Here is a 1,193-nt window from a genome sequence, read left to right on the forward strand (position 1 = left end):
GCTACTGGTATCGCAACCTGCGGCGGCAAGTCCGTTTCGCCGATGCGGTGCAAGCGCTGACGGAGGACGGGTTCCGGACGTTCGTCGAGGTCAGCTCCCATCCCGTCCTGGTGCCGAGCGTGCAGGAGCTCGTGGACGAGCGCACGTCGGTAGCCGCCGGGACGCTGCGCCGCGACGACGGCGGCCTGCGGCGCTTCCTGCTCTCCCTCGCCGAACTCCAGGTCCGCGGCGTGGCCGTCGACTGGTCGCCGGTCCATTCGCCTCGCGGTGGACGGCGCGTGCCGCTGCCGACGTACGCGTTCCAGCGCCGCCGCTACTGGATCGAGGCCACCGACCCGCTTCTGGACACCATCGCTCCCGACCCCGACACCGGAGGCGTGATCGCCGGAGGCCGCCTGTCCCTGGCAAGCCGCCCCTGGCTCGCCGATCACACGGTGGCCGGACGCGTGCTGCTGCCGGGCGCGGTCTTCAACGAACTGGTGTTCCAGGCCGCCGCCGAGACCGGGGCGGCGACCATCGAGGAGCTGGTCATCGAGACGCCGCTGGAACTGCCTGAGCACGGGACCGTCCGCGTCTCGGTCACGGTCGGGGAGGAGGACGGGTCCGGGCGGCGACCCGTGAGCGTCCACTCGCGTCGCGAACCGGACGGCCCGTGGACGCGGCACGTTACGGGCCGCGTCTCGGCGGACGTCCCCGACGCCGCGCCGGCGCCTTCGCAGTGGCCGCCGGCAGGTGCCGAACCGGCCGCCGTCGACTCCTTCTACGCCGGTCTCGCCGAACGCGGGTACGAGTACGGCCCGGCCTTCCGCGGGCTGCGCGCCGCCTGGACGCGCCAGGACGAGGTGTTCGCGGAGGTGGAACTGCCCGACGGGGTCGAGACGGAGGGCTACGCCCTGCATCCGGCCCTGCTGGACGCCGCCCTGCAAGCGGCCAACCTCGGCGCGGCGCCGCGTCCGGCCGGCGGCGGAGCGCTCCTCCCGTTCGCCTGGAACGACGTCGCGCTCCACGCGACCGGCGCCACCGCGCTCCGCGTACGCGCCGCACGGGCGGGCGACGACGCCGTCACCTTCGCGATCACCGACCGGTCGGGCCGGCCCGTCGCCGAGATCGGGTCGCTGGTGCTGCGGCCGGCGGCCCTGCCCGCCGCCGGCGCGGGCTCCGCCGCGCTCCACCGCATCGCGTGGCCGCGGGGC

The 1,193-nt window shown here is 75.3% G+C and carries 1 protein-coding gene; it reads left to right on the forward strand.

What is annotated here, in order from left to right; translation table 11 throughout:
* Nucleotides 1-1,193, forward strand: a 1,193-nt coding sequence (locus ABZ914_RS51610) for a polyketide synthase dehydratase domain-containing protein (protein ID WP_500201851.1), incomplete at both ends; no start/stop codon positions are given.

Origin of the sequence: Spirillospora sp. NPDC046719, assembly GCF_040645715.1 — a bacterium.
GTDB lineage: Bacteria > Actinomycetota > Actinomycetes > Streptosporangiales > Streptosporangiaceae > Spirillospora.